Here is a 15,398-nt window from a genome sequence, read left to right on the forward strand (position 1 = left end):
CAAGCGCAGGCCGATGGGGCTTTTGCCCGCCAGCAGGGAGAGAAGATCACGGGTCTCGGTCTCAAGGGTTTCTGTGGGGTGCAGGGCCGTGACAAGGCCCATGGCCATGGCCTCGGACGCTTCGATCGACCCGCCCGGTGAGGATCATCTCCATGGCTTTCTTGCGGGGGACGTTGCGGAAGATGAGGGCGCCGATCATCATGGGGAAGAGCCCCACGTTGACCTCCGGGGTGCCGAAGCGGCTCTTGTCGTCGGCCAGGATCATGTCACAGGCGAGCATCAGGCCCATGCCCCCGGCCAGGCAGTACCCCTGAACCATGGCCACCGTGGGCTTGGGAAAGGTGTGGAGCCTGTGGAGCAGCCGGGCGTAGGCCAGGGCCGTGGGCAGGGCATCCCCATCGGTCTTGATGGCCGAGCCCAGGTCCGCCCCGGTGCAGAAAGCCCGGGATCCCGCACCCCGGATGAGGACGCACCGTACCGAGGCATCCGTCTCCACGGCGTCCAGATGATCGTGGAAAAGGGCGATGGCCTCCGGGCTCAAAGCGTTTTTACGGGCCTCGCGGTTGATGGTGATGCAGGCCACGGCATCCGTGACCGTGTAAAGCAGGTGGGGTGCGTCCGTCATGGCAATCTCCTTTGGTGTGGAAAGCGATACCTTCTGATGATCAACGCTGGGAAAAAACGCCGTAACTATTCAGCTTATGCCTCCGGCGGCCCTGCCGGGGGCTAAACTTTTAAAAAGTTTAACAAACAGGTCATAAATAAACATTTTTATGAATGTCACTTTAAAGGCGGATGTGATTTGACCCGAGGAACGAGGGGCAAAGCGCATCCGCAACCTGCTTTCAAGGTGGCACACCTTGCCGCCGGAGGCTGTTTTTTGAGCTGAATAGATACACGGTCTCTTTGGACAGGGTCGCAAGCGTCGACGTCGCATGAGTCGTGATTTTAACATTGCTGATTGTCCGGTTTAGCCGCCGGTTCCTGTTTTTTCTTCCTCCTGCCCTTTGGCATCAAGGCTTACAAGGATCTCACCCGGCATCACCTGATCGCCCGGGTTGGTGTTGATGGCCGAGACCCTGGCGTCAAAGGGGGCTGCCAGTGTGGTCTCCATTTTCATGGCGGAGACGGTGGCGGAAGGAGACCTTCCACCTTGGTCGCCTGGGGCCACGAGGACGGCCACCACCACCGAGGGCATGGGCGGAGTGACGTCTCCGGGCAGCTCGTCGGGGGGGCTTGATGCGTGGGCAAGCCGGTCCGCGTCGAAGATTTCCACGGGAACGCCGCCTATGGTGACACGCTTGCCGCCTTCGATCTCCTCGACATGGGCAAGGAGGCTCCGGCCGTTGATAAACAGATGGAGTTTTGTCTCATCCACGGGCGCAGCCGAGACGGTGTAGGGGGTTCCGTCGATTTCAGTCGTGAATTCGTCCTTGTGGGCGGTACAGGTGAGGACTGTTTCGGTGTCTCCTGTTTTGCATCGGTAGTCCATGGCCTTCTCCATGTGGAATGAACCTTTGTTTGATGGCTTTTGGTGAAGCGCTTTGCCTTTTATGATGATTACGGGCGAAGCCCGTCAGCGAATGGGATCGGCCTGAGGAACGAAGGCCGGGAGCATTCGCGAGCCTGCGGTGCAAGGGATTTATCCCCTGCTTATCTCGAAAAGGCCCGAGCCGGGTCCAGGGGGACGGGTGGGCCGAGGGCTTTGGGGCTGTGCAGCCTTTGCCTGGCCGAAGAGGTCATGGGCCACGTAGGCGAGCAGGGCTTCCACCTCCGGGCGGGTCGGGGCCCAGCCCGAGAGGGTGGTGTCGATGGTGTCGGTTTTGACCTGACCGTTCCGGAACGCTTCGGATTCCAGAAGGTCGATGAGAAAGGGCACGGGGCTTTTGATGCCGGTGATGACGGTTTGCTTCAGGGCCTGGACCATGCGTTGGGTTGCGGCCTGTCGGTCCTGGCCGAAGGTGATGACCTTGGAGAGGATGGGGTCGTACTCCATGGGCACGGTCCACCCCTGGTAGACCCCGCTGTCCACGCGAACGCCGGGCCCTGAGGGTTCCATCAGGGTCCGGAGGGTGCCGGGGCAGGGCATGAAGTTGTTTGCCGGGTCTTCGGCGTAGAGGCGGCACTCCACGGCGTGGCCCCGTGGGATGATGTCCTCCTGGGACAAGGCCAGGGGCTCGCCCGCTGCAATGCGGATCTGCTCTCTCACCAGGTCCACGCCGGTGACCATCTCGGTGACGGGGTGCTCCACCTGAAGGCGGGTGTTGACCTCCAGAAAGTAGAAGTTCATCTCCTGGTCCACCAGGAACTCAAAGGTGCCTGCGTTGGTATATCCCACGGCTTTGGCCGCGTTGACCGCAGCCATGCCCATGCTGTGCCTGAGCGCCTCGTCCACCACCGGCGAGGGGCACTCCTCCACGATCTTCTGGTGGCGGCGCTGGGCCGAGCACTCCCGCTCAATAAGGTGAATGGCGTTGCCGTGGGTATCGGCCAGGACCTGCACCTCGATGTGGCGGGGGCCTTCTAAATACTTTTCGATGTAAACTTCCCCGCTTCCGAAGGCAGCCAATGCTTCGGCCGCAGCTGCCGCCAGTGCTGCCTCCAGCTCCGCAGGCCGCGCCACGGTTCGCATCCCCTTGCCCCCGCCACCGGCCGCCGCCTTCACCACCACGGGGTATCCCATGGCAAGGGCCGCCTTCTCCAGCTCTTCCAGGGAGGCCTCACCCCCAAGGTCCCCGGGATGATGGGAAGCCCTTCTGCCGATAACCTTTTCCTTGCCGCCGTCTTGTCCCCCAGCAGGCGGATCACCTCAGGATCTGGCCCAATAAAGAGAAACCCCTCGGCGCTGCATCGTTCCGCAAACTCCGCGTTCTCCGCCAGGAATCCGTACCCCGGGTGGATCGCTTGAGCCCCCGTGCTACGTGCCGCCCCAACAATGGCGTCCATGTTGAGATAACTCTGCGCCGCCTCGGCAGGCCCGATACACACCGCCTCATCCGCTGCCAGCACATGGGCCGCCTTGCGGTCCACCTCCGAATACACCGCCACCGTCTCAATCCCCACCTCACGGCAGGTGCGCATAATCCGAACAGCAATTTCCCCTCGATTGGCGATCAATACTTTACCAATGGTTTGAGTCATTTTTGCCTCGTCGTTAACATCGGGTTAAAAAGCGTGCCTCCGGCGGCGAGGTGAGCCACCTCGAAAGCTGATTGCCCTTGCGCTTTGTCCCTCGTTCCTCGGGCCAAAGCGCAAGGGCCTTCGGCTCGGGCTTCGCCCGACATAAACGCCGATGGTTTATGCGGGCTGACTCACAAGCTTCGTAAGAGTGTGGTCACGGTGTTATATTTTTGCCGCAAATAGGACTTAATATTGGTGCCTTTGGTGAGGTCTCTTACTTTTTTTAAGGCCGTTTTAGCGTTTTCGATACGTTTTGTTTCTCAGTCTCTTTACCCACGGGCGCAGCCCGTCAGCGAATGTGATCGACCCGAGGAACGAGGGTCGGGAGCATTCGCCACCCGCTTTCGAGGTGGCACACCTCGCCGCCGGAGGCTTTTCCCCTTACATGCGAAATACTCCAAACCCCTCTTTGTCGTCGCGCAGGGGGGCATTGAGGGCTGCGGAGATGGAGAGGGCCAGGACGGTGCGGGTGTCTTTGGGGTCAATGATGCCGTCGTCCCAGAGGTGGGAGGTGCTGTAGTAGGCGTCACCTTCCTTTCGGGCAGCGTCCATGACCGGGACCTTGATTTGATCGACCATCTCGTCGGTGAAGAGGGGGGCTGCCCTTCCCGAGTGAGTTGGTCGTTTTTGACGGTGACAAGGACGTCTGCGGCCTGCTCTCCGCCCATGACACCGATCTCGTGGCAGGGCCAGGTCCAGAGGAGTCGGGGGCTGTAGGCCCTGCCGCACATGCCGTAGTTTCCGGCGCCGAAGGAGGCGCCCACCATGACGGTGAACTTGGGCACCGAGGCGGTGGCCACGGCGTTGACCATCTTGTGGCCGTCCTTGGTGATGCCCTGGGCCTCGTAGGCTTTGCCGATGATGTAGCCGTTGATGTTCTGGAGGAAGACCAGGGGGGTGCCGCGCCGGTCGCAGAGCTGGATGAACTGGGTGGCCTTGAGGGCGCTCTCGGAGAAGAGAATGCCGTTGTTGCCCAGGATGCCTACGGGGTAGCCGTGGATATGGGCGAAGCCGCACACCAGGGTGGGGCCGTAGAGGGGCTTGAACTCGTGGAAGTCGCTGCCGTCCACGAGGCGGGCGATGATCTCCCGGACGTCGTAGGGTATTTTCAGCTCATGGCTGACGATGCCGTAGAGCTCTTCGGGGTCGTAGAGGGGCTCGGTGGGCTCGGCCATGGGCATGGTGCTTTTGCCGTTTCCGGGAAGCTGGCGGACGGACTCGCGCACCATGGCAAGGGCCTGGGCATCGTCCTGGGCCTGGTAGTCCGAGACCCCGGACTCCCGGCAGTGGAGGTCGGCCCCGCCCAGCTCTTCGGCGGTGACCTCTTCGCCGGTGGCGGCCTTGACCAGGGCATAGCCAGGGAGGTCGGCGCCGGTGCCCTTTACATGGACCACCTCGTCGCTCATGGCCGGGATATCGGCCACCGGCCGTGCAGAGGCCCATGACCGAGGTGATCTGGGGGATTCCCATCTTGGACATCATGGCCTGGTTGTAGAAGACCCGGCCTCCGTCGTCGATATCGGGAAACACCTCGGACTGCAGGGGTCAGAGGCCGCCGATCAATGAGGTAGACCGTGGGCAGGCGGTCTCCATGGCCACACCTGGCGCCGAAGGTATTTTTCACCCCCCATGGGATAGACCGTACCCCCCTTGATGGTTGGGTCGTTGGCGTGGACCATCACCTCCCGGCCGTGAATTACCCCGATGCCCATGACGCTGCCCGCTCCGTGGACCTTGCCGTCATACTGGCCGTCCACCTCCAGGGCTCCCAACTCCACCAAAAAAGGCGTGTTGCGGTCCAAGAGAAGGTCGAGGCGTTCCCGCACCGACAGCTTGTTCTGCTGGGCCAGCCGGGATTTTGCCTTGTCCGACCGGGCCTCCCGTGCCTCCTTGAGCCGTTCCTTCAACATACCTACCCGCTCGGACATCGCCTCCACATTCTTCCGGTAGGTCTCAGACGTCGTATCCACCGCAGATCTGATAACAGCCATATATCCTCCGTATTTGGAATCATTTTTTAGGGCACAGGAAAAAAACAAAAGCGTGCCTTCTATGGTTAAAGTGCAAGGAAGAGCCTGTCCTCCGGCGGCGAGGGTGGCGAAGCCACTATCACGAAAAACACCTCGAAAGCTGATTGCCCTTGCACTTTGTCCCTCGTTCCTCGGTCTAGAGCACAAGGGCCTTGGGCTCGGGCTTCACCCAAACGTCTGTGTTGGTGGTTTGTATAGAGCGATGCAACAAGCCTTAAAGGGCTAAAATTAGCCGTTATCGTAACTCGTTGACTATTTGGCTTAAACCGGCCTATCTCCAAAGGAGTCGGGAAACTTCAAAACCTGTTTGTGCAGAGCTTCAAAAGCTTGGCCCCAGGGCAGGGCCGCCGGAGGCATTTTTACCTGGCTGCCTCCATGCATTCGCCATGGGTTTCCAGGTGCCCAGCCTGGCCGCCGAAGCGTTTTATCCCGTTAATATTTCAGCAGCATGTTGCCGATGGCCTCTTTGGTCTGGCCCACGGAGGCGCCTTCCACGCGCAGGGCCTGAATGGTTGCCAGGCGGTCGGCGGGGCCTCCTTTTTCAAAGCCTTGTTCGCCCATGACGGAGAGGGCGGAGGAGACGATCTCTTCGGCGGCGTCGCTGCAGAAGACCCGGGCGCAGTGGGCGGCCATGGCGGCGTCGCTCTCTTCGGTGGCGATGAGGGCTGAGGCGTTGGCGTTCATGAGGCGGCTGGTCTGGAGCAGGGTGTACATGGTGGCCAAGGTGAAGCCCACTTCCTGGCGTGCGATGGGGGGCTTGCCACCGTCGGGTTTGGTTTTGGCCGCTTTTTTGGCCTGCTCGAAGAGGGCAGCGGCGTGGCCGGTGGCTTCGGATGCCTGGAGCTGGGTTTTCAGGAGGGTGAGAAGGGGGGCCATGGGGGCGCTTGGCTCAAGGACGGATACGTGGGTATGGGCAAGGCTTGCGCCGCGGGCCGTTAAGGTAAACAGGCCGGTGGCTCCCCGGGTGAGGGAGATGTCCGGGGTTCCGTGTTCGATGAGAAAAAGGGCCGGGGCTTCGTCCACGGTGCCTGCGGCCACGATAAGGTCGGCGATGTCGGCGCCGGGGATGCCCGTTAAGGTACCGGATATGAGGGTCTCGTTTTTGTGGGATGTTCCGGTGAGGCCTTCGGCACCGGAGGGGTGTGGAAGGGCTCGGTGGCCAAGACGTTCCGTTTTGGACAGGGTCCGCCAGTCTGTCGTGCCAGGATTTTTGGCCAAACCGCTCTGGAAGGGGGCGCTGGAATGCGCAGGCCGTATTCAATCGTGCGGTAGGCGGTGGGGTTAGGCTTCGGGCCAGGCGTTCGTGTGCACAGGGAAGGGCCGTGGAGAGGCCGGGGGCGTCCAGGGTGGTGTAGCCGGTGTCCGAGAGCAGGTCGATGAGGGCTTTCGGGTGCTCGTCGGGGTGGGTGCCGAGGATGGTTTCAAGGGAGAGGAACAGGTTAGCATTTATTCCCGGGTGTGGTCGAAATTCATGGGCAGGTCCCCCTATATCATCGAGGGTGCGTTTTGGACATCGGAGGTGCCGCCGCCGATGGGGGCGAGGCGTCCGTCCCTGAAGATGCGTTCCATGCCGTACTCGTGGCAGTAGCCGTATCCGCCGTGGAGCAGGAGGGCATCGTTGCTTGGGCCCAGGAGCCAGTCCCCCACAAAGAGTTTGGCCACGGCTGCTTCCAGGTGGTTGACGGGCTTGCCCTGTTCCCTTGCACCAGGCGATGCGGTAGACAAGTTGGCCGCTACAGCAAAAATCTTCATGGAGGCGAGTTTCTCTTGGTGGCGTAGAACGCGCCGATGAGGGGCACCCGGACTCCTTACCGTCCTTTGGCGTAGGCCACGGAGCGGGCAAGGGCGTGGTTGATGCCGCCCACCATGGGGGAGAGCAGGGCGCTGCGGTCCCACTCTACGGTCTGCATGGCCATGAGAAAGCCCGTGCCTTCGGTGCCTACCAGGTTTTTTGCAGGGATGGCGCAGTCCGAGAAGAAGAGTTCCGATGTCTGGGAGCTTCTGCAGCCCAGTTTGTTCATGGGAGGGCCTGCCTCAAAGCCGGGGGTGCCTTTTTCCACGATGAATGCGGAGATGCCGTCGTGGGCTTTGGTCGGGTCGGTTTTGGCGTAGATGAGGGCCGGCGTCGGGCAATCAGGGCCGTTGGTGATGAAGGTTTTGCTGCCGTTCAACACATAGGTGTCGCCCTTTCTGGTGGCCGTGGTTTTCATGGAGGCGACGTCGGAGCCGGCGCTGGGTTCGGTGAGCCCCATGCAGCCGATTTTTGCGCCGGAGATGAGGTCCGGCAGGTATCTCTGCCTCTGGGCTTCGGTGCCGTGGCAGCAGAGGGTGTCGGCGCAGAGGAATGAGTGGGCGCCGTAGGAGAGGAGGGTGAGCCCTCCGTCCACTCCTGCTTCTCCCAGGGCTTCTCCAGCCAGCACCGTGGTGACCACGTCGGCGCCGGAGCCTCCGTAGGTTTCCGGGAGGTGGAGGCCCAGAAGGCCGAATTCTCCCATTTTCCGAAAGGCGTCAAAGTCGAAGGTGTGGTTGCGATCGTTCTCTTCAACCCGTGGGACGATCTCTTTCCGGGCAAATCGGATCACCTCTTTTTTGAACATCAGTTGATCTTTGGTAAACGCGAATTCCATAAGGCCTCCAGGGGTGGGATGGATGGATCCGGCGAAAAGGCAGGGCCGGCGGGAAGCTTGGATAAAACGCAATTCCAGAATTGAATAATATTCAGAATAAAAATATAATTCATGTCAAAAGTCAAGAAAAGAGTGGGGAGATCCGGGGCAAGGGTCGGGTATCACGCGAGATTTTCAGGGGCGGCAGGCCGAATACGGTGTGGCGCTGAATTCCCATCTAATATTAGGAATCCTTGTGTTGCAAATGTCCCGTTGTCCGAAAATTTAAAACTGTGAAACAGAGGGTTACGTGTATAGCGAGATTCCCTTGATGGGCGTACGTCTGCGCCATAAGGCGGGGATGGGGCGCTGTTAGCATCATAATTACAAGGGTTTTAAAGTCCCTTTATTTATGTTAGCCTGTTCCGGTTTTTGCGAGATGACTGACTTTGCCTCGCTTTTTATGCGTGACCAAGTTTTGAAAAGTTATTTGAAAACAAATTGTTGCTTTATTGCTTTCTTAGTATTTTAAATTTCGGGTGGTATGCTGCTCGTGTAAGGTATGAAGTGAGTGATCATCCCGCATGTTTTCCCGGCCCCCGGTAAGGTTGTCCTTAATGCCCGTGGGGCGGATTCCGGTTGTTCCGGAGAGGCGAGAAGGATCTGCAGGCATATTTTGCATGGGACCCGCACGGCAGCTTTCCGGCAGCAACACCCGAGGAAATCAGGTTTATGGCTTGATTTCCTCGGGTGTGCTGCAGGGTTTCATGATGCTCTGAAGGCCCTGTTAGAATAGGGTCGGCGGCCAGGGATCTTCATCGCCCTTCGGGTTTCTTGAAACACTCAGTGGATTTTTCTTATGACAGACAGCGAGTTAAACCCTCAGGGGGCTTCCGATGCCTCTTCTGCGCCTTCGGGCGCGTCTCCCCGCTTTGATGTCCATCCCCAGGTTTTTTTCACCTCAGCAGCCATTATTGTTGGCTTTGTGGTGTTCACCATTTTTTTTCATCAGAAGGTCGGCGATTTTTTTGGGCCGCTTCAGTCGGCGATTTCCTCCAATGCAGGCTGGTTTTTTGTCTGGACCATGAACATCATTCTCTTTTTTGCCCTCTACCTGATGTTCAGCCGGTACGGAGATATTCGGCTCGGGGGGGAAGACGCCGAACCTGATTTCAGCACCCTCAGCTGGTTTTCCATGCTCTTTTCCGCGGGCATGGGCATCGGCCTTCTTTTTTACGGGGTGGCAGAGCCCATGTACCACTTCGGTGCCAGCCCGTTTCCTTCAGATGGCCCCACGGAAGCGGCGCGAACCGCCATGGCCATCACCTTTCTCCACTGGGGATTCCACCCCTGGGCCGTCTACTCCATCGTGGGGCTGGCCCTGGCCTTTTTCAGCTTTAACAAAGGGCTTCCCCTCTCCATCCGCGCGGTGTTTTACCCCCTTCTCTCGGGATGCCCCACAGCTCTGAAGCAGTCACTCATCGACATTCTGGCCACGGTGGCCACCCTTTTTGGTGTGGCGTCGTCCCTGGGGTTCGGTGTTCAGCAGATCAACGCCGGTCTGGCCCACCTTTTCGGGTGGGAGCAGAGTGCCACCACCCAGCTATGGCTCATCGCAGGGATTACGGCCATTGCAACGACGTCTGTGGTGAAGGGGCTGGATGCGGGTATCCGAAGGCTCTCGGAGCTCAATGTTTGGCTGGCCACGGGGCTGTTGCTCTTTGTTCTGGTGTGCGGTCCCACGCTCTTTATTTTCAACGGTCTCCTCGAAAACATCGGATCCTACATTCAGAACTTTCCCAAGCTGGCCACCTGGAGCGAAACCTTTGAGAACACCAACTGGCAGAACGGCTGGACCGTCTTTTACTGGGGGTGGTGGATTGCCTGGTCTCCCTTTGTGGGGATGTTTATCGCCCGAGTCTCCAAGGGGCGTACCGTCCGTGAGTTTATCATGGGGGTCCTCTGCATTCCGGCCTTTGTCACCTTTGTGTGGCTGACGGTGTTCGGGAACTCCGCGCTGTTCATCGAGATGTTCGGTGGTGGCGGCATTGCCGAGGCTGTGGCCAAGAACGTGCCGGTCTCTTTGTTTGTCCTTCTTGAGCACTTTCCTTTATCCGGCATCTCCTGTGTGCTGGGGGTTCTCGTGGTGGTGAGCTTTTTCGTGACCTCGTCGGATTCGGGGTCCATGGTCATCGACATCATCACCGCCGGCGGTAACCCGGATCCCCCCATTCCCCAGCGTCTTTTCTGGGCCATCCTGGAAGGGGTGGTGGCGGCGACCCTGCTGCTCTGCGGCGGCCTGGCCGCCCTGCAGTCTGCGGTAATCACCACGGGCCTTCCCTTCGGCATTGTCCTGATCATCATGTGCGTGAGCCTGAAGAAAGGGCTCAACGAGTACATCGGGGTCCAGACCTTCAGCGTGAAGACCGGGAAAAAGAAGGGCGAAGAGTTTGAGATCGAGGGTGCCGAGGCGCCCCACGTTGTGTTTGCGCGTAAGAAGAGCGCCTGATCTGCAAAAGGAGGATAAGCGATGTTACAGGATGTGAGTCAGAAATTTGCAGGCGGGTGCATGATGCTGGTGCGGAAGAAGGAGAGCTCCGTTGTGTTTTTGGGGACGGCCTTTCTCATGCACGACGACGGGTACCTGCTGACGGCAGCCCACCTCATTGAGGAGGACCCCGAAGGCTTGATGGTGGTTCCCACGAGCAACCCGGACGATTTCATGCCCATCAGCCTGGACCGGGTGTCGGCCATGAGCGTCTCGGTGGCGGCTGCGGACACGGTCCACAATGTGGCGCTTTTGGAGATCGATCGAAACCTGCGTATCCGGACCCCGGACCACCTTGGGGGGACCACCGAGAACCTGATTATAGGCACCAGCCTTCTCAGCCTCGGGTTTCCCTTCGGCCACGACGAAATGCACAACCTCGTGGCCCAGAGTGCGATTCTGAGTTCCAAGGTGTGCTCCAGGAACGGAAAGCGGCTTTTGCTTTTCGACACCATGGTGTTTGACGGCGTGGCCGGAGGCCCCCTGGTGAATGCCGATGACGGCCGGGTTATCGGGGTGGTCATCGGGCGATTTTCCCCGGTTGAAGACGGGGGTGATTTTGCCCGGGGCAGTCGGCCTTCGGGGTACCACACCCAGATCAGCTATGCCGTCTCCATTGAGTACGGCCTGGCCTTGATGGAACAAAAGGGGCTCGAGGTCTCCTGACGAATCTGATGTGATCTGTTGAGAAACATGAAAACGCCTTCGGTGAGAACCGAGGGCGTTTTTTTTGTGCGTGACGTGCATTGCCGGGTGCATATGGACGTGTGGCTGCCAAGGCCCCGCGTGGATGGTTATGCTCCCGGTTTTATTTTTTTTACGACCGGTAGGGCTCTGGTCTGGCGCAGATTGTCCATGATTTGTCAACAGATGTTGACAGTGGGAATGGGCAGGTATATCACACGTCAGATCCCGGGTGAAAATGTTCCCTGCATCATGACGGGTGCGGCTTGACGTTTACCCTGGGGGGGGGACGCGGTCCCCATGCGATCAGGGTTGAATGGCTCTATAGCGATTCGGCATCATTTTTACGTCGGAAGTTGCTTTGAGCTGAACCTCAGCAATCCTCCGGGAGTTTGTTTACATGCGTTGCAATACCGTTGCCGAGAGCCAGGAGTACGACCCGCGGGCCTCGGTTCATTATATGCTGGTCCTTGCCGTCATGGGAGGCTACGGAATTGGGATCTGTCCCATGGTTGCATCGGTGCCGGAGGTGCCATGGTTTCTCTTAATGGGCATTGCATTGATTTTGATGCGCGGGGCAAGGTGGTGTCTCAGTCGTTTCGTGTTTTGTATCACGCCTCCCCGGCTGCAGGTGGCCGGGCTCTTATTTCTGGATGTGGCGCTTTTGGGCCTGGTGGGGCTTCTCGTCAGCGTGTTGTTGGACATCTGGTGGGGTGGCGGGACGAGGAGTTCGGTTGAGGTGATCACCGGCTTTTTGAGCCTGGGCTTTTTTGTCGGGGCGGACCTGGGGTTGATCCACAACCGTCGACTGGCCATGAAGATCGGGCGGGGGCTTTTTACCACATCGGGTCACTTTGTCTCCGTGTCCAGAAAGCTGGTGCTGGTGACGGTGGCCTCTCTTACGGCGGTGACCGTTACCATGATTGTCGTCTATTTCAATGATTTTTGCTGGCTGGACAGCCACATCATGACGGCTGAGGACAGGAAGTCGGTCTTTTTCAACCAGGCCTTTATCATCACCATTCTTATGGGGTACACGGCCAACATCGTCATGACCTATGCCCGGAACATTCACCTGTTTCTGGAGGAAGAGACCCGAACCCTCAGGGCGGTGTCCGCCGGTGATTTCGACACCCGGGTGCCTGTGGCCTTCAACAACGAGCTCGGGGTTATTGCCAGCTACACAAACCGGATGATCGCAGGGCTTAAAGAGCAGAACCTCATGGTAGAGCGGCTGCGGGACGTGATCATCAACAGCATGGCCTCCCTGGCCGAGACCCGGGACAACGAAACCGGCTCCCATATCCGGCGAACTCAGCATTACGTGAAGCTCCTGGCAGAGACCCTGGCACAGGTGCCTGCCTACGGCGGGGTGCTGCCCCCTTCGGTGGTGGATCTTCTCTACAAGACCGCTCCCCTCCATGACATCGGAAAGGTGGGGGTGCCAGACGCGATTCTTTTGAAAACGGGTCCCCTGACCAAAGAGGAGTTTGCCGTGATGAAGCTCCATACCCTCAAGGGGGAGGAGGCGATCCGGCGGGCTGAGCTGAAGATGGGAACCCGGCGCCAGCATCCTCGTTTCTGGCCTGTGCCCTGGCATCCGGGAAGTCACCATGAGAAGTGGGATGGCAGCGGGTACCCCCGGGGACTTGCGGGTTCGGACATCCCCCTTTCGGCAAGGCTCATGGCCCTGGCCGATGTCTACGACGCCCTGCGGTCCCAAAGGGTCTACAAGGAGGCCTGTCCCCATGAAGAGGCTCGCAAGATTATCCTGGAGGGCCGGGGGACCCATTTCGATCCCGCTGTGGTGGATGCCTTTGTGGCCTGTGAACACCGATTTGTGGAGATTGCAGGCTGTTTTGAGGACAAGGCCGGGGAGGACGAGGTGCTTCGGGCGGGGTGACAACTACTGACGCAGGGTTTAAAGTGAGGTAACTATTCAGCTCAAAAAAAAAACAGCCTCCGGCGGCAAGGTGTGCCACCTTGAAAGCAGGTTGCGGATGTGTTTTGCCCCTCGCTCCTCGGGTCAAATCACATCCGCCTTTAAAGTAAAAATTTATTAAAAGAATTTTTAAAAACCCGTTCATTAAACTTTTTTAAACGTTTAGCCTCCGGCAGGGCCGCCCAAGGCACATCAGTCGCCGATGCGTCGCACCTCTCGGACGGAGCGGATGCGCTTGATGTTCTGGATGACCTTTTTGATCTGATCGGTGTTGCTGACGTTGAGGGTAAAGGTGCATTCGTAGCCGCCCTGGTCCTGGCGGCTCATGACCAGGTCCACGATGTTGGCGCGGCTGTCGCTGATGGCCGAGGTGATCTTGGCAAGCAGGCCCACCTGGTCCTGGGATCGCACGAGGATGCTGACGGGAAGACTCTCCTGGGTTTCGCTGGCCCAGGTGACGTCCACGCAGCGTTCCGGGCTCATGGTGAGGGCATTGGTGCAGTTGCTGCGGTGGATGGTGATGCCCTGGCCCTGGGTAACGTAGCCGGTGATCTCGTCCCCGGGGACGGGGTTGCAGCATTTGCCCAGGCGGATGAGGATGTTGTCGATGCCCTTGACGATGACGGCATCCCCCTCTTTGTACTGGCCCATGAGCCGGTGGAAGAGGGAGTGTTCGGGCTTGTCCTGCTTGCTCTCCTGGGGAAGGAAGCGGTTTGCCACCTGGCGGGGGGTCACCTTGCCGTAGCCCACGTTTTCCACGAGGGAGGAGGCGCCCTTGAAGCCGAAGGCGGCGGCGGCCTCTTCCATCTCCGGCGTGGCCGAGAGCTTGTTGAAGTTGAGGCCGTGCTTCCTGAACTCTTTTTCCAGCAGGTCCTTGCCAAGGGCCACGCTGTGCTCTTTCTCCTCGGAGCGGATGAAATGCCGGATCCTGGCGCGGGCTTTTACGGTTTTTACAAAGCCGATCCAGTCCTTGCTGGGGGTGTTGCCCTTGGTGATGATGATCTCCACGGCGTCACCGGTCTGGAGCTCATAGGTGAGGGAGACCAGGCGGCCGTTGACCTTGGCGCCGCTGCACTGGTTGCCCACTTCGGTGTGGATGGCGTAGGCAAAGTCGATGGGGGTGGCGCCCTTGGGCAGGGTTTTTATCTCCCCCTTGGGGCTGAAGACGTACACCTCGTCCTGGAAGAGGTCGATGCGGACGTTCTCCATGAACTCGCCGGGGTTTTTGACGTTTTCCTGGTTCTCCACCAGGTCCTGGACCCAGGCGTAGGCTTCCCCCAGTTTCTCGTCGGCCACCTTGCCCTCTTTGTAGGACCAGTGGGCGGCGATGCCGGATTTGGCGACTTTGTCCATCTCCTTGGTGCGGATCTGCACCTCGATGCGGTGCCCCCCGGGCCCCACCACCGTGGTGTGGAGGGACTGATACATGTTGGGCTTGGGCACGCCGATGTAGTCTTTGAATTTTCCGGAGATGGGGTTCCAGGTGCTGTGGATGATCCCCAAGGCCGTGTAGCACTGGGGGATGGTGTCCAGGATGATGCGGAAGGCCACGAGGTCGTAGATCTCATCAAAGGTGAGCTGCTGGGAGACCATTTTGTGGTGGATGCTGTAGAGCTGCTTGTAGCGTCCCATGACCTGGCCGTGGAGCCCTGCGTCCTCCATGAGCTCCTTGATGCGGTTTTTGGTGGAGGAGACCACCTCTTCCTGGGACAGCTGATCGTCTTTTACCTGTTCCCTGATTTTTTTGTACTCTTCGGGTTGCAGGGTTTCAAAGGCAATGTCCTCCAGCTCCTGTTTGAGCCAGTAGATCCCCAGGCGGGAGGCGATGGGCACGTAAAGGTCCATGGTCTCCTTGGCGATCTGCCGCTTTTTCTCCTCGCGCTTGTGGAACTTCAGGGTGCGCATGTTGTGGAGGCGGTCGGCCAGCTTGATGAGGATGACGCGGATGTCGTTGGCCATGGCCAGGATCATCTTACGGATGCTTTCGGCCTGGCGCTGCTGGGAGGTGGCAAAGCTGAGCTTGCTGAGTTTGGTGACCCCGGCCACGATATGGCACACCCCGGTGCCGAAGTACTGGGCGATCTCCTCTTCGGTGGCGTGGGTGTCTTCAACCACGTCGTGGAGCAGGGCGGCAGCCACGCTCTCCACGTCGAGTTTCATGTCGGCCAGGATGTAGGCCACTTCCAGGGGGTGGGTGAGGTAGGGCTCTCCGGACAGGCGTGTCTGGCCGTCGTGGACGCGCGCGGAAAAGATGTAAGCCCTTTCCACGATGTCCAGGTCGGCATCGGGATGGATTTCTATGATTCTGTCCAGGATATCGTTTATACGGATCATCGGTACTGCTGCCTCACCACGTGGCCCCGGGGCCATTTTTTACGTTAAGGTTTTTTTAACATGTAACGACTCAG

12 protein-coding genes and 1 pseudogene are annotated in these 15,398 nt (G+C 59.2%); 3 read left to right on the forward strand and 10 right to left on the reverse strand.

The window, feature by feature from the left end:
• Positions 1 to 61 precede the first annotated feature (61 nt).
• The 9 genes and pseudogenes from ACOYW1_RS28260 to ACOYW1_RS28300 form a co-directional block, all read right to left on the reverse strand.
• Positions 62 to 625, reverse strand: coding sequence for an enoyl-CoA hydratase/isomerase family protein (locus ACOYW1_RS28260; protein ID WP_482420607.1), 564 nt, complete (start codon positions 623 to 625; stop codon positions 62 to 64).
• A 345-nt stretch (positions 626 to 970) separates the two neighbouring features.
• Positions 971 to 1,492, reverse strand: a complete 522-nt coding sequence (locus ACOYW1_RS28265) for a biotin/lipoyl-containing protein (RefSeq protein WP_482420608.1) — start codon at positions 1,490 to 1,492, stop codon at positions 971 to 973.
• Between the two features lie 150 nt (positions 1,493 to 1,642).
• Positions 1,643 to 2,683 carry an ATP-binding protein gene (locus ACOYW1_RS28270; RefSeq protein WP_482420609.1) on the reverse strand — a complete coding sequence of 347 codons (1,041 nt, stop codon included), beginning with the start codon at positions 2,681 to 2,683 and terminating at the stop codon, positions 1,643 to 1,645.
• Positions 2,662 to 3,081 carry a biotin carboxylase N-terminal domain-containing protein gene (locus ACOYW1_RS28275; protein ID WP_482420610.1) on the reverse strand — a complete coding sequence of 140 codons (420 nt, stop codon included), beginning with the start codon at positions 3,079 to 3,081 and terminating at the stop codon, positions 2,662 to 2,664. The genes ACOYW1_RS28270 and ACOYW1_RS28275 overlap by 22 nt, the downstream gene beginning before the upstream one ends.
• 368 nt (positions 3,082 to 3,449) lie before the next feature.
• Positions 3,450 to 4,662: pseudogene (locus tag ACOYW1_RS28280) on the reverse strand (acyl-CoA carboxylase subunit beta).
• A gap of 77 nt (positions 4,663 to 4,739) precedes the next feature.
• Positions 4,740 to 5,171 carry a carboxyl transferase domain-containing protein gene (locus tag ACOYW1_RS28285; protein WP_482420611.1) on the reverse strand — a complete coding sequence of 144 codons (432 nt, stop codon included), beginning with the start codon at positions 5,169 to 5,171 and terminating at the stop codon, positions 4,740 to 4,742.
• Between the two features lie 471 nt (positions 5,172 to 5,642).
• Positions 5,643 to 6,428, reverse strand: coding sequence for an acyl-CoA dehydrogenase family protein (locus ACOYW1_RS28290; RefSeq protein ID WP_482420612.1), 786 nt, complete (start codon positions 6,426 to 6,428; stop codon positions 5,643 to 5,645).
• 267 nt (positions 6,429 to 6,695) lie between these two features.
• Positions 6,696 to 6,962 (reverse strand): acyl-CoA dehydrogenase family protein, encoded by a 267-nt coding sequence (locus ACOYW1_RS28295; RefSeq protein ID WP_482420613.1) that lies wholly within the window; start codon positions 6,960 to 6,962, stop codon positions 6,696 to 6,698.
• Positions 6,963 to 7,018: 56 nt separating this feature from the next.
• Positions 7,019 to 7,837, reverse strand: a complete 819-nt coding sequence (locus ACOYW1_RS28300; protein ID WP_482420614.1) for an acyl-CoA dehydrogenase family protein — start codon at positions 7,835 to 7,837, stop codon at positions 7,019 to 7,021.
• Between the two features lie 838 nt (positions 7,838 to 8,675).
• Between ACOYW1_RS28300 and ACOYW1_RS28305 the strand changes: the two genes are divergently transcribed.
• The 3 genes from ACOYW1_RS28305 (at position 8,676) to ACOYW1_RS28315 (ending at position 12,951) form a co-directional block, all read left to right on the forward strand.
• Positions 8,676 to 10,325 carry a BCCT family transporter gene (locus ACOYW1_RS28305; protein ID WP_482420615.1) on the forward strand — a complete coding sequence of 550 codons (1,650 nt, stop codon included), beginning with the start codon at positions 8,676 to 8,678 and terminating at the stop codon, positions 10,323 to 10,325.
• 21 nt (positions 10,326 to 10,346) lie between these two features.
• Positions 10,347 to 11,030 (forward strand): S1 family peptidase, encoded by a 684-nt coding sequence (locus ACOYW1_RS28310; protein ID WP_482420616.1) that lies wholly within the window; start codon positions 10,347 to 10,349, stop codon positions 11,028 to 11,030.
• A 418-nt stretch (positions 11,031 to 11,448) separates the two neighbouring features.
• Positions 11,449 to 12,951 carry an HD-GYP domain-containing protein gene (locus ACOYW1_RS28315; protein WP_482420617.1) on the forward strand — a complete coding sequence of 501 codons (1,503 nt, stop codon included), beginning with the start codon at positions 11,449 to 11,451 and terminating at the stop codon, positions 12,949 to 12,951.
• A gap of 231 nt (positions 12,952 to 13,182) precedes the next feature.
• Here ACOYW1_RS28315 and ACOYW1_RS28320 read toward each other — a convergent pair whose 3' ends face one another.
• The gene (locus tag ACOYW1_RS28320) at positions 13,183 to 15,324 is read right to left on the reverse strand and encodes a RelA/SpoT family protein (RefSeq protein WP_482420618.1); all 2,142 of its coding nucleotides are present in this window, start codon (positions 15,322 to 15,324) and stop codon (positions 13,183 to 13,185) included.
• Between the last annotated feature and the right edge of the window lie 74 nt (positions 15,325 to 15,398).

It is taken from the genome of Desulfoluna sp. CYM3A (genome assembly GCF_056829965.1).